We start from the raw sequence: 12,707 nt of genomic DNA on the forward strand, positions 1-12,707 counted from the left end.
ATCATCCTGGATTTAACGTGCGCCTGCGGTCAGCGGCGCCAGCAAGGTGCGCGACAGTTTCTGCGCCACCGCCGACAATGCTTCGCGGCTCCAGCCGCTCTTGCCACCGGCGGCGGCCCAGATCACCTTGCCGCTGGAGACCTCGACCAGTTGCAGCGTCAGTCCGACCGCAGGTTCGCCATCGATGCCGACCTTGTAACGCCATTCATCGACGGTTCCGGTCAGGGCGTACGACAGGTTTTCACCGCGGGCCCATTCGAGCGCGGCATCCATCTGCTTGCGGTCCATCGGTTCGAACAGGGTCTCGTTGTTGAGCGAAGCCGGGTAACGGCGCAGGTTGGCCACGCCATTGGCGCGCAACACGTTCTCGGCGATCGCCTCGGCGCGCAGCCCGGCTTGCGGCGTCTCGGTGTGATTGGCAAACGGCAGCAGCGCCCACGGCGCGTCGGCCGGCAACGCCGGTGCCCGGCCGATGTCGGTAGTGGAGCAAGCCGTGACGGCCACGGCCAGCAGGGCCACGGCGGCCAGCCGCAGCACGGAGAGGCGAGAGAAGATTGGGTTTTTCATGATGATCACCGTTGAGTTGAAACAAGTTTTAAATTGAATGGACTGCGATTCAGTAGAGCCATTTGTACTGCACTGCCAGTTCGAATCCACGCTGTGGCGCATTGGGCGTGGCGCTGGTGCTTTGCAGCCCGATCGACAACACGTCCTGTCCGATCACGCTGCCGGCGGCGCCTGCACGCAGGTTGCGGCCCCACCCCACATCGGTGGTGCGGGTCAGCCCGATCTCGGCAAACGGCCGCCAGGCGCGGGTGTAGTTGCTTTCGACCACCGTGCCGGCGCCCAGCGCAATGCCCAGCACGCGCGAGTTGAGCGGCATATACCGGAACGATGCCGGATCGTTGCCGGCCGGGACCAGGCGCGCGATCTGGTCGTCGAATACCCCGCGATCGCTGAAGCGGGCGTCATTGACGAAGGTACGCAGGGTCAGGTTGGGATACTCGACCCGGAAGTGGGTGCCAGCCTCGATATTGACCATCCGGCCGCTGCCCAAGGTGGTGCCGGCCTGCGTGCTGTAGCGTTGCAGGCCGCCACCCACGCGCAGGTATTCGGTACGACTGAGCTGGATGTTCAGGTTCAACTCTGCGCCGCTGCGCTTGGCGCCCACCCGCATCAGCGCCGATTCGGTGGCCGTGGTGTCGAGTCCGGCCGTGCCCGACCAGGTCAGGCGCGGCGTCACCTGGCGCGAGAACGCCAGCGCCAGGCCATTGAAGCCTTGCATCGCATCGCGGTGTTGCAGGGCGACGCTGACGAAGCCATCCTCGATGCGCCGGCGCAGGCTCAGTTCGAACAGGCGATCCACCGCCGGCACGCCATCCAGCAACGACAGGTCGTCGCTGTGCTGGCGGCGCTCGGTGTAGTTGAAGTTGAGCCGGGTGCCGGGCGTGAGCGCAAACCCGGTGCCCAGGTCGATGCGCTTCGTGGCCAATGGAAACTCGCGGCTGGTAGTGGTGGCGAGCGAAAACTTCGCGGGCTCGTCGATGACCAGGTTGGTCAGCCGCGCATGCAGTTCGTCGTCGGCCGGCAGCAAGGTCAACTGATCGAAGGCCAGCGTCTGCGCCAGTGGCACCCGCCCCGCCACGCGTGCGGCCTCGATGCGGTCGTACATCGGCAACCAGTCGGCCAGGTTGTCGAGCATCTGGTTCAGTCCCTGCCGGTCATCGGCGGCCAGCGACAAGGCCAGGTCGCCCCATAACGGCTTGTCGAGCTCACGCGCAAAACGCGTGGCCAGCCAGGCCCGCGCCAGATCGGATTCGCCCTGGTTCATGGCGTAGGCCAGCGCCAGTTCGCGCACGCTGGCCGACAGCCGGGCATCGTCGCGCGGTCGCTGACCGGATTCGGCGTTACGCGCAAACAGGACATCCGGACCAGCGCCCAATCGGCCGGCAACGCCGTCCCGCTCAGCGCGCTCAGCGCCATCACGGCGCGCCGCACCGGCCATCTGTTGCAGCAGCGAGGGACCGTCGGCGGCCGGCGTCGATTGGACCGCGGTCGACGTCAGGCTGGCAGCATCGGCCTTCAGCAAGGCTTGCATCACCCGCAGTCCAGCATCGGCCTGCATGAACAGCGGCGTCAGTGCCGCCAGCCGGTCGCGCCAGTCGCGTAACTGTGCCGGCGGGATATTGCGCAACACCTTCGGATCGCGCAGCTCGATCCAGACCCGGCGGCGGATACGCCACGCCAGGTCGGGTTGGCCGGTGGCGTCGAGCGCCTCGGCATAACTCATCAGCCAGAGATAATCGTTGCGCGCAAAACCGGACTTGCGAAACCAGTGCAAGGCCAGATCCTGGCGGTTGAGCGACATGTTGGCCGCCGCAAAAGGACCCCACAGGCCGGGCGCGCCTTCGGCGTCAGCCGCCCACATGCTCAGCGCGCGCTGCAGCACCGCGGTGTCGCGGTTGGCGATGAGAATCCAGATCAGTTCGGCCCGCACCTCTACCGAGCGTGGACGCAACTCCAGGGCACGCACCATGTCGGCGCGCGCGCCTGTGAGGTCGCGTTGCAGTTGCTTGATGGTGGCCCGCACGCTGAGATAGGCGGCGCTCTTTTCGAGCACCTCGTTCTGCTGCGGCGACAGACTGTCGAGGAAAGCCTGGGCGCCATCGAAGTCGGCGCTGCGCTGGCGATAGGTCAGCGCCTGCACCGCAAAGTTGACCACCCCGGTGCGCCGATAACCGAACTCGGCCAGGGCAGCAGCGGCACGAGGTTCCTGGTCCTGGATCACGCCCATCATGTTGCTGATGTCGCCCTCGTCGGCCTGGTCCGACGCCAGCAGCTTGTCGTAGCCGCGGCGGGCCTCGCCATCACGCTCGAGAAAACGTGCAACCTCTGCATAGGCACGCCAGAAATCGGTATTGGCCACGGGCGCCGCCGGCGCTGCCTCGTCGAGAATGGCCATGGCTTCGTCGATGCGACCGTTCATGTACAACTGGTTGGCCGACAACAGCGCATTGGAAGCCGTCGCGCCGAACTCGGCACGCTGCTGGCGCAACAGCAGCAGGGCTTGCTGATCGCGGCCCATGCGCAAATACAGGCGCGCCAGAGCCTCCATCTCGACGTTACGCTGGGCGGGATTGGTCGAGGCCCGACCAGCGCTGCGCCGCAGGCGCTGTTCGAGGAACTCGGCGGCCCGTTCCGGCTGGCCGATATTCTCGAATTGCGCCACCAGCTCGGTGACCCACTTGGGGTTGCCCGGCTCGTTCGTCATCTTGTGCTGCAGCGCCTCGAGCAGGATCTCTTGCTCGAAGGTGCCGGTCGACAACCGCAATGCATTGTCCCAGCCGGCCTCATCGCCCGACAGGCGCGCATACGCCAGCCAGTGCGGCGTGGCCTGGACCGGCTCCCCGTCCCATTCGCTGGCTTCAGCCAGGCGCCGCTGCCAGGCGGCATTGGCCGGCTGCTGGCGCACCGCCGACTGCGCCAGCAAGCGGGCATCTGTCACATTGCGGTTGGCCAGGAAAACGTTATAGGCCAGCGTATAGATCTCGTCGTCAAAGGCCATCTTCGCGATCGCCTGGTCGCCGCTGACCTCGCGCGCCAGCGCAATGCGCATGACGTGCGCCTGGTCCATCGCTGCCTGCAGTTCGCGTCCGAGGGCGCCGGGCGAGTGCAGCATGGCCAGCGTCTTGCGCATCGAGCGCCTGAATTCGCTCATGCGCGCAAAGTGCACCAGTTGGCCGTGGGCGCTGTCGCTGGCCGCCGCGCGCGGCGGCAATCCGGCCGACATCGATAGCTGCAGCAATTGCTTGACGTAGCGTTGCGCCAGGTCGGGCCGGTTGGCGGCCTGCGCCAGCCGGGTCAGGAACAGCAAGGTCTGGCGGTCGCGGGCCAGCGGACCGATCTCGCGTTCGGCCACGTCCAGCGCTTCCTGATTCAAGCCGCCAGCCTGCAGGTTGCGCAAGGCATTGAGAAAATGCTCGCGGCGCGCGTCCAGCGAACCGGCGCTGTTCATCGCCAGCAGATAGAAAGCGGCGCTGCTGCGGTAGTCGCCCAGGCCCAGGCTTTGACGCGCCATGCGCTCGGCGTCCTTGGGCTCGATGGCGGCCCGCTCGGACAACAGACGTTCGAACGCCAGCCTGGCCGCATCGCGGTCGCCCAGCGCCAGCGCGTCCTGGGACAAGGCCAGCCATTGCGCCGTCGACAGCCGATATTGCATCAGGCGCTGCAATGCGCCACGCAAGCTGACCACCAGACGTTCGCGCTCGGGATCGTCGGCCTTCAGCGCAAAGGCCTCCTGCTGCTGGATGCGATATTCGAGCCAGGCCGCATCGACCTGGGCGGCGGCATCATTGGACTGCCCCAGGATAGCCAGTTGACGGCGCGCCTCGTCGAACTGCCCGAGGCCGACCATCTGCTTGATCAGCTCGGCGCGCAGCACGGCGTTGTCGGGCTGGGTCTTGAGGAACACCTTCAGGTATTCCACCGTCAGCTGGTCGGCCCGGCCGCTGGCATTGGCCACCTGCAGCCGCTGCTGCAACGACAGGCGGGGAAAAACCAGGACGAGCACCACCACCATGGCCAGCGCGAAGGCGACCATGGTCCAGGGCGAGAACAGGCTCAGCCGTTCATAAGGTGCACTGAACGAGTACCAGGTGCCTTGTTGTCGCCAGTTTTGTGTTTGCGGTCCCGAGCTCATATTGATGTATTGCAGACTTTCCTGTGAAATTGCCGAACCAGCTCTGGTTCACGATGCTGCTGTTGCGATCGGTGTTCCTGGGTAGCGCTGCGCCATCGGCGCTGGCGCTGCATTGACGTGCGCCGGCCACGCTGAAGTTGGCCGCGCCATTGGCCGTGAGCGAGAAGCGCAGTTCGACCCGATTGCCGTCGACGCTGCGTGAGAAATCGCCCACGCGGCCGCTGGCCTCCAGCAATTGCACGCTGGGCTGCGGTGTCGCCGCCGCACGTGGCGCCAGTCGCACTTCGCTGGCGGTCGTGATCAGGTAACGGTCCTGCGGTCCCGGCGCGCTGCCGGCCACGCCGGCGCCGTTCAGGTCGAACTCGACCGCGCCATCGGGCACCCGCAGCGTGCGCAGGTTGGGGCCGGTGCGATAGACCAGGCTGCCGTCGGCGGCGCGGGCAATGCTGGTGTTCTCGAAATCGATCACCTTGCGGATGTACTGCGACACATACAAACGGGTGAACGGCTGCGCCTGCGCCCAGCGATGGATGCGGTGCAACGCCGCCACCGAGGCCGGCTTGGTGCCGGCATAGAAGTGGTAATAGATATCGACCGCCTTGAAGCGCACCGGCTCGCCGGTCAATTCATAACTTTCGATGGCGCGCTGGAAACCATAGAACGGGCCGGTCCAGTTGCCGGTATAGACGTTCTCGTCCTGGTTCGGGGCAAACACCTGGTACCAGCCTTCCTTGCGCACCCCTTGCGCGGCGATATCGGTCCAGCTCTTGCGGCTGTTGGTAATCATGGTGTCGCCACCATTCATGTTCAGGAAACCATCCAGGTAAGTCTGCGCGATCGCTTCAGGCGGCGGCACGCAGTTGCCTGTCCAGAGGAAGATCTCGGCCTTCTTGCCGGGTGGCAGCAGGGTGTTGTTGATGTAGTCCATCGACCCCTTGATCTCGCGCTTGAGATCGAACTTGTAGTGTGGGATCTCCAGCGTATGCGAGGCGTCGCCATCCATCTGCGTGATGTCGGCGCGGTTGGTGCCGTGCATGGCGTCGGCCCACGAGAAGGGATGCGAGAACGAATGACTGGCCGGCTCGATATAGGGCAGCGTGTACATCTTGCGGGCCAGCGCCGTGGTCTGCGCGGACAATTCCGGATACACGCCCTGCGGGCTCAACTCGCCCTCCACTACCGAGACCGTCACCGGAAACTTGTAACGATCCCATATCTCGCGCTGCAGGATCTCGACCGCAAAGGGCGAGCCCGGATATTCGGCCTTGGACGGAAAACCATCACCGTCGAGATGACTCATCATGATGCGCCGGCCACCTTCGGTAGTCACGTCAGGCACCGGGATATCGGGCAGGCGCAGCGCGCGCTTGAGAAAGGTCAGCGGCTCCAGCACCCAGCGCGGCGGATCCAGCACCGGCAGCGTGGTGGTGGCAAACGGCCCCAGCGCGAAACCGCCCCATGGGGTCAGCGCGGCCGCGTCGTACAGGTTATTGCGATTGTCCTTCATGCGCAGCAGGGTCGGCGCCTTGGGGTCGCTCAGGCGCACCGACTCAAGCTGGGTCCGGTCTACGCGTGGCTTGGTCTCGAATCCCATCAACTGCGAATCGGCTTCGATGATGGTGAGGCTGTCCGGCGCCGGCGCACTGAAATTGGTCAGTCCCAGCATGCCGGCGGTGATGCGCGTCATCTGGAAGCCAAACGCGTTGAAGATGGCGACCGGCACGCCTTCCTTGATGCGGGCATTGATCCATGGCCCCAGGCGCGGATGGTCGATGCCGTTGCGAAACCAGGTCACCACGCCGGCATAGCGACCAGCCAGCGGCTCGGTGGGCAAACCCTGGCGACCCACTTCACGAAACTCGTAACGCAGGCCCAGGTGGTTGAGATGGATCCCCAGGAAACGTTGCACTTCGCTGGTGTGCAGGTCTTCGCCGGCAGCCACGTCGAGCAGCACCAATACATTGCGTGGCACCAGTTCGACGCTGGACACGCCGATCGACATCAGGGCGCCATCGGCGACCCAGGGCACGAAGCCGTGGCTGGCGATCTTCCTGGCGGTGTCACGCGCCAGATCGCGCGCGCCGGGCTGCTGCGGATCGACATAGTCGATCGAGATGACCGGCAGGTGGTAGCGATCACGCACATTTTCCATTTGCTCCAGCAGCCATTGGCGATCGGCCTGCGGCACCGGGCCATAGCTGCGCCGTCCGGCGTCATAGCCCCGGTAAAGCGACTCGGCGGCCACCGCATAGGTCAGCGGCGCGACCTGCGGCAACAGCTCGAAGCCGCGATTGAGCATCAGCTTGGCGTCGGGATAGCGGCGCTTGAATTCACGCAGTATCTCCACCATCGCCTCGGTCTGCACGGCGCGCTCGGCATCGGTGCGGGCAAACAGCTGATACGAATCGAGGGTATCGAGAAAAAAGGCGCGCCAGCCCTGCTGCCACAACGGGGCAATGATGGTGTCGAGGAAGAAATCGCGCCAGCCGGGAGCGGCCTGGTCGATCACCCGGCTGCCCCAGGCGGCATTGTCGCCACGCAGCGCGCCAGCCGGCAACTGCTTGTAATAAGGACGCGACGGCTGCACTTCGCCCAGCGCGACATAGGCAAACAGCTCATGGGTGCCATCGGCGGCGGCCCGTGTACGCGCGGCCGGATTGCTGACGTATTCGGGTTCGACCACGGCGGCGTCGAAGGCTTGCAGATCGGCCAGCGGCGGCTGTGGACCGTAATAGAAGGCCACTGAAGTCAATGGCGCGTTGGCGGCCGCCGACGCCGGGCCGCAGACCAGGCACAGAAAAGCGCTCAACCAGATGGCCAGGCGCGTGGCAACGATACGCCGCTGCCGGCGGGGTTGCGCTGCCTGTGCCCCCCCTTGTTCAAACCCAAGGCTCACGCGCCTCTCCTTTATTAGTCTGCCGATTGATGACCGCGATGAGACCATCAAGCCGCCGCTTCCGATATCCGGAAAATCCCGATAGCCGTAAAGGCCGTTTTTTCCCGGACCGGAATTTATAAGAGTTGCTGGATTTTATCTACATTTACAATCAAATTGCGTTGCCGCAACGACAACATCCTTTGAGGTGGGATGACATATTTTTCGATGCGTGTTGTCAAAAAATCACGAAATCCTCGCGTCGCCGGTTGACCACACACCCTCGGCTGCCCAAATGCGCTGCACAACGAATGCGTGCACCAAGCAGAGCCAGCGGCATTGGCATTGCCCTGCGAAGGTGCGTCGCCCTCCTCAAAAGATATTGCAACGCAACTTTCCCCAGGCCAATCCTGGCCGCCCGATTTTGTCCCGGCGGGCCGCAAACCCTTGTCACACCGCCTCTTCAGTGCCAATAATCGTCGCACTATTTTGTATGCCGATCTTGTATATCAGTCTGGCACGCAACTTGCTGATGATTGGATATGGGCACAAATCCTTCCGTCAAGTCTTCGTCGCAGATCGCAGTGCGTATCACCGAGGCCATCCTGGCCAAGCAATTGGCGCCGGGAACCCGGCTCGGCGAGCAGCAACTGGCCGATCTGTTCGGCGTCTCGCGCACCCTGGTGCGGGAGGCGCTGACCCGTCTGATGGCGCGCGGCATCGTGACGGTGAGTGCGCGTCGCGGCTGGTTCGTGATCGAACCCACGGCGGAACAGGCACGGGAAGCCTTCGAGGCGCGTCGGGTGATCGAACTGGGCCTGTTGCGCCAGATGCATACGCGGGCCATTCCGGTGGAGGCGGTACGCCAGTTGCGCGAACACATCGAGCGCGAGCAGGCCGCCATTGCCGGCGCCGACGTCGGCGCCCGCAGTTATCTGCTGGGCGACTTCCACGTCTGCCTGTGCGAATGCCTGGGCAACTCGCTGCTGTCGGAAACGCTGCGCGACCTGACCGCACGCACCACCCTGACGGCGATGCTGCACCAGTCGTCGGAGCAGGCCGAGGATTCATGCCTGGAACATGTACATATCGTCGCCGCCCTCGAACGGGGCGACGTCGAAGCCGCAGAACAACTGATGCATGCGCACCTGCAGCATGTTGAATCGGGCCTGAATCAGGTGCGCAGCAGCGATCCGCTGGAACCCCTGCGGCAAGCGCTTGCGCCTGTATCGCGTGCCGGCGCTGCCGTCACCGATCTCCAGTCTCACCGCAGCAACCAAACCAAAAGGCCATGAAGCGCCGTGAAGCGCTGACAGCCATTCATCAAACGTCGTCACAAGGGAAAATGCTATGAAACTCTCGAAACTGTTGCTCGGCCTGATGGCTGGCGCCCTGATGTTTTCCGCCACCGCGGCCCGCGCCGATGCGCTGGACGATATCCAGAAGAACGGCACCCTGCGCGTTGCCGTGCCGGCTGACTTCCCGCCGTTCGGCTCGGTCGATGCCGATCTCAAGCCACAGGGATTCGACATCGACGTGGCCAACCTGATCGCCAAGAAACTGGGCGCCAAGGTTGAACTGATCCCGGTCTCCAGCGCCAACCGCGTCCCATACCTGACCACCAAGAAGGTCGACCTGATCATCTCCAGCATGGGCAAGAACGCCGAGCGCGAGAAGGTGATCGATTTCACGGCCGCCTATGCGCCGTTCTTCAATGGCGTGTTCGGCCCGGCCGACCTGGCAGTCAAGAGCGCGGCCGACCTGGCAGGCAAGACCATTGCGGTTACCCGCGGTTCGGTGGAAGACCTGGAACTGACCAAGATCATCCCGGCCACGGCCACCGTCAAACGCTACGAAGACAACAACAGCACCATCAGCTCGTTCCTGTCGGGCCAGGTGCAACTGGTCGCCACCGGCAACGTGGTGGCTGCAGCGATCATCGCCAAGAACCCGCCCAAGAAGCCCGAGACCAAGTTCCTGATCAAGGATTCGCCTTGCTTCATCGGCTTGAACAAGGGTGAGAAGAAGCTGCAGGACAAGGTCGACGCAATCCTGGCCGAGGCCAAGAAGGATGGCAGCCTCAGCGCCATCTCGCAAAAATGGCTCGGCCAGCCGTTGCCGGCAGGCCTGTAACTTGCATGGTTGAGCCTTCATCGGGTATAAGGCTTCCGGCATAACGTATTTCTTGGTAGCAAGCAGTGTTGCCGGCGCGATTTCCGCCTGGCGCCGGCAACACTGGCATGAGCAATCGCAGGCAGGCGGACAACCGGGATGACGGCACATTCTTCATCCCACGCAACACTGAGGCAGGACCGACACCAATCATGGCTTATCAATTCGATTTCCTATCAACCTTCGATTACGGCGACGTCATCGTCAAAGGCGTGCTGACGACGATCGAGCTGATCGCCATCGGCGGGGTCCTGGGCGTGGCGGTCGGCATCTTCGGCGCATGGGCGCGTACGCAAGGGCCCAAGTGGCTCAAGCCGATCGTCAGCGCCTATGTCGAGACCATACGCAACACGCCGTTCCTGGTGCAGTTGTTCTTCATCTTCTTTGGCCTGCCCTCGCTGAACATCCATATCAGCGAAATCCAGGCCGCCATCCTGGCCATGGTGATCAACCTGGGCGCCTACAGCACCGAGATCATTCGCGCCGGCGTGCAGGCCACCCCGCGCGGACAGGTCGAGGCGGCGCTGTCGCTGTCGATGTCGCGCATGCAGGTGTTTCGCTTCATCATCCTGCGCCCGGCGCTGCAAAAGATCTGGCCGGCGCTGTCGAGCCAGGTGGTGATCGTCATGCTGGGTTCGGCGGTGTGCTCGCAGATCGCGGTGGAAGAACTGTCGTTCGCGGCCAACTTCATCCAGGGTCGTAACTTCCGCGCCTTCGAGGCCTACATCGTGGCCACTCTGATCTACCTGGTCATGTCGATCCTGCTGCGACAGCTGCTGCGCCTGATCGGCCAATACTTCATCACCGCACGGAGGACCGCATGATTTCATTTACCCTCTGGGACATTGTCCGCAACCTGATGCTGGCCTGGCGCTGGACCATCGTGCTGGCGCTGGTCACCTTCGTGCTGGGCGGCACGCTCGGCCTGATCATCCTGTTCATGCGCACCTCGCGCCAGGCATGGCTGCGCCAGATCGCACGCCTCTACATCGAACTGTTCCAGGGCACGCCGCTGCTGATGCAGTTGTTCCTGGTGTTCTTCGGTATCGCCCTGTTCGGCATCGAGGTTCCCGCCTGGCTGGCCGCAGGACTGGCCCTGATGTGCTGGAGCGCCTCGTACCTGGCCGAAATCTGGCGCGGTTGCGTCGAGGCGGTGCCGAAAGGCCAGTGGGAAGCTTCATCGGTGCTGGCCATGAACTACTTCCAGCAGATGCGCCACATCGTGCTGCCGCAAGCGCTGCGTATCGCCATCGCGCCTACCGTCGGCTTCAGCGTGCAGATCATCAAGTCCACCGCGGTGACCTCGATCATCGGCTTCATCGAATTGTCGAAGGCCGGCACCGTGATCACCAATGCCACCTTCCGCCCCTTTACGGTGTTTGCCATCGTGGGTGTCTTCTACTTCGTGCTTTGCTGGCCGCTGTCCAAGTACAGCCAGTCTTTAGAAAGGAAATACAATGCCGCTCATCGCCATTGATAACGTCAAGAAACGCTTCGGCGACAACGAAGTCCTCAAGGGCATCAGCCTGGACGTCGATCCCGGCGAAGTGATCGCCATCATCGGCAAGAGCGGTTCGGGCAAGTCGACGCTGCTGCGCTGTATCAACGGCCTGGAAACCATCGACGAGGGCAACATCAGCGTGGCCGGCGCCAAGCTGGGCACGTCCGAGCTGGAATTGCGCAACCTGCGGCTGAAGGTCGGCATGATTTTCCAGCAGTTCAACCTGTTCCCGCACCTGTCGGTGGGCCGCAACGTGATGATCGCGCCGATGAAGGTCAAGGGCGTGTCCGAAGACGAGGCCATGGTCATCGCCAAGGCCAATCTCGAACGCGTCGGCCTGGCCCAGAAGTTCGATGCCTTCCCGGACCAACTCTCGGGTGGCCAGCAACAGCGCGTCGCCATTGCGCGCGCGCTGTCGATGCAACCGCAGGCGCTGCTGTGCGACGAAATCACCTCGGCGCTCGATCCGGAACTGGTCAATGAAGTGCTGGCGGTGGTGCGTGGCCTGGCCAAGGAAGGCATGACCTTGCTGATGGTGACCCACGAGATGCGCTTTGCCCGTGAAGTGTGTAACCGCCTGGTGTTCATGCACCAGGGGAAGGTGCACGAGATCGGCCCGCCGGAGCAGGTCTTCACCAATCCGCAGACGGCCGAACTGAAGCAGTTCATCGGCATGACGCAGGGTCTGTAATACCGACTCGCGGCAGGCCATGCGCCCGCCACAAAAAAACCGCCGACGCTGCCATGCAGTGTCGGCGGTTTTTTATTGCTCCTTGCGTATCAGCAACTGAGCAGCTCAGCGCTTGAGCTCGCACACCCGGCGGTCATTCTCCTGGAACACCACCGGCCCGGTGGTGTATCGCTCCTTGGGAATACCCAGCATCATGTAATCCTTGACCTGGTAGGAAGCGCCGGAAGACGGGGCCCGATACAGGTAGTTCACCCGCAACACGCCTTCGCGCAAGGTCACCGACAAGGGCGTGAAGACATGTGGACGCTCGGCGGCATCGGGCGCCTGCATCACCCGCGCAACCAGCAGATATTGCTTGGTCTGGAAATAGGCCGCTGGCGGCCCGCTGGGACGCTGGTCGCCCATGGTCGCGGCCGGCTGCATCAACGCATCCCATTGCGCCCGCGAACGGATCAATGCGCAGAACACCGGCTGGCGCGCATCGTCCCAGTTCTTCAGGAAGCCCTGGAAGGAACCGCTCTGGATGGTCTTGAAGGGCAATATCGTGGGGTCTTCCTTCTCGGTCCACGGCATCCAGGTGCATCCGGCCGTCATCGCCAGCAGAGTGCCACCCAACATCCATCGCATCCGTTTCTGAACCGTAATGCCCATGCCTCTCCCCCAATCAAGGTTTGCATTTAATCATGTCTTAAGCGTCGGCAACGCTTTTCATTAAATCTTTACAAGCGCTGATGCTTCCGGCCTGACTTGCTGCGTCTGAACCCTGTGG

The 12,707-nt window shown here is 63.4% G+C and carries 9 protein-coding genes; 5 read left to right on the forward strand and 4 right to left on the reverse strand.

The genetic code is table 11. The features are described 5' to 3' along the window. Nucleotides 1-12: 12 nt before the first annotated feature. The 3 genes from LBW87_RS08875 to LBW87_RS08885 are packed head-to-tail and all read right to left on the reverse strand — an operon-like array spanning nt 13 to nt 7,595. A complete protein-coding gene (locus LBW87_RS08875) occupies nt 13-567 on the reverse strand; it encodes a penicillin-binding protein activator LpoB (protein WP_225201085.1) in 555 nt (184 codons plus the stop codon). 49 nt (nt 568-616) lie between these two features. Further along, nucleotides 617-4,699 (reverse strand): tetratricopeptide repeat protein, encoded by a 4,083-nt coding sequence (locus LBW87_RS08880; RefSeq protein ID WP_225201086.1) that lies wholly within the window; start codon nt 4,697-4,699, stop codon nt 617-619. Further along, nucleotides 4,629-7,595, reverse strand: coding sequence for a bifunctional glycoside hydrolase 114/ polysaccharide deacetylase family protein (locus tag LBW87_RS08885; protein ID WP_225201087.1), 2,967 nt, complete (start codon nt 7,593-7,595; stop codon nt 4,629-4,631). The genes LBW87_RS08880 and LBW87_RS08885 overlap by 71 nt, the downstream gene beginning before the upstream one ends. A gap of 521 nt (nt 7,596-8,116) precedes the next feature. Between LBW87_RS08885 and LBW87_RS08890 the strand changes: the two genes are divergently transcribed. The 5 genes from LBW87_RS08890 to LBW87_RS08910 all read left to right on the forward strand — a co-directional run bounded on the left by LBW87_RS08890 (nt 8,117) and on the right by LBW87_RS08910 (nt 11,938). Next, nucleotides 8,117-8,869 carry a GntR family transcriptional regulator gene (locus LBW87_RS08890; RefSeq protein ID WP_225201088.1) on the forward strand — a complete coding sequence of 251 codons (753 nt, stop codon included), beginning with the start codon at nt 8,117-8,119 and terminating at the stop codon, nt 8,867-8,869. Nucleotides 8,870-8,924: 55 nt separating this feature from the next. After that, on the forward strand, nt 8,925-9,707 hold the full coding sequence (locus LBW87_RS08895) for a transporter substrate-binding domain-containing protein (RefSeq protein WP_225201089.1): 783 nt from the start codon (nt 8,925-8,927) through the stop codon (nt 9,705-9,707). 191 nt (nt 9,708-9,898) lie between these two features. Beyond that, nucleotides 9,899-10,570 carry an amino acid ABC transporter permease gene (locus tag LBW87_RS08900; protein WP_225201090.1) on the forward strand — a complete coding sequence of 224 codons (672 nt, stop codon included), beginning with the start codon at nt 9,899-9,901 and terminating at the stop codon, nt 10,568-10,570. Next, nucleotides 10,567-11,223, forward strand: a complete 657-nt coding sequence (locus LBW87_RS08905; protein ID WP_225201091.1) for an amino acid ABC transporter permease — start codon at nt 10,567-10,569, stop codon at nt 11,221-11,223. The genes LBW87_RS08900 and LBW87_RS08905 overlap by 4 nt, the downstream gene beginning before the upstream one ends. Continuing rightward, nucleotides 11,204-11,938 carry an amino acid ABC transporter ATP-binding protein gene (locus LBW87_RS08910; protein WP_225201092.1) on the forward strand — a complete coding sequence of 245 codons (735 nt, stop codon included), beginning with the start codon at nt 11,204-11,206 and terminating at the stop codon, nt 11,936-11,938. The genes LBW87_RS08905 and LBW87_RS08910 overlap by 20 nt, the downstream gene beginning before the upstream one ends. A gap of 105 nt (nt 11,939-12,043) precedes the next feature. Here the strand turns inward: LBW87_RS08910 and LBW87_RS08915 are convergent, their stop codons facing one another. Further along, nucleotides 12,044-12,589 (reverse strand): hypothetical protein, encoded by a 546-nt coding sequence (locus LBW87_RS08915; protein WP_225201093.1) that lies wholly within the window; start codon nt 12,587-12,589, stop codon nt 12,044-12,046. Nucleotides 12,590-12,707: the final 118 nt, after the last annotated feature.

Origin of the sequence: Herbaspirillum sp. alder98, from assembly GCF_020179755.1 — a bacterium.
Lineage (GTDB): Bacteria > Pseudomonadota > Gammaproteobacteria > Burkholderiales > Burkholderiaceae_D > Herbaspirillum.

What these genes read in the sequence shown, in the direction of transcription:
- LBW87_RS08910 (WP_225201092.1), top strand. Translation starts at nt 11,204, where the DNA reads ATGCCGCTCATCGCCATTGATAACGTCAAGAAACGCTTCGGCGACAAC.
- LBW87_RS08890 (WP_225201088.1), top strand. Translation starts at nt 8,117, where the DNA reads ATGGGCACAAATCCTTCCGTCAAGTCTTCGTCGCAGATCGCAGTGCGT.
- LBW87_RS08880 (WP_225201086.1), bottom strand. Translation starts at nt 4,699, where the DNA reads ATGAGCTCGGGACCGCAAACACAAAACTGGCGACAACAAGGCACCTGG.
- LBW87_RS08905 (WP_225201091.1), top strand. Translation starts at nt 10,567, where the DNA reads ATGATTTCATTTACCCTCTGGGACATTGTCCGCAACCTGATGCTGGCC.
- LBW87_RS08915 (WP_225201093.1), bottom strand. Translation starts at nt 12,589, where the DNA reads ATGGGCATTACGGTTCAGAAACGGATGCGATGGATGTTGGGTGGCACT.
- LBW87_RS08875 (WP_225201085.1), bottom strand. Translation starts at nt 567, where the DNA reads ATGAAAAACCCAATCTTCTCTCGCCTCTCCGTGCTGCGGCTGGCCGCC.
- LBW87_RS08895 (WP_225201089.1), top strand. Translation starts at nt 8,925, where the DNA reads ATGAAACTCTCGAAACTGTTGCTCGGCCTGATGGCTGGCGCCCTGATG.
- LBW87_RS08900 (WP_225201090.1), top strand. Translation starts at nt 9,899, where the DNA reads ATGGCTTATCAATTCGATTTCCTATCAACCTTCGATTACGGCGACGTC.